The sequence below is a fragment of the Bradyrhizobium sp. Kon58 genome (genome assembly GCF_055807455.1).
Genome location: NZ_JBVVOT010000495.1, coordinates 1 through 258 on the forward strand (window position 1 = coordinate 1; position 258 = coordinate 258).

General features: G+C 63.6%; 1 pseudogene. It reads right to left on the reverse strand.

What is annotated here, in order from left to right:
- Window positions 1–258 (reverse strand): annotated as a pseudogene (locus tag AC0L20_RS41260) (formaldehyde dehydrogenase, glutathione-independent); the annotation flags it as partial.

Sequence of the window (258 nt, forward strand, 5' to 3'; positions counted from 1 at the left end):
GTTGGCGGTTGTACTTCATCACTGGGGTTTGCCCGGTGTGGAAGCTATGGGATTTGGCCCAGCCCAGGCCGAAGCGAATGCTCAGGCTGCCCATTTTCGCAGCAGCATCGACCGCACCTGGATCTTCGGTGACGTACAGGCCTGGGATACCGATCTTGCCGGCTACGCGCACCACGCCCATCAGTGAGTTGAGCACGGTGGCAGGGGCTTCGGCCTTGACGCCGTCGTGGCCGTGGCCGCGTGCTTCGAAGCCCACGC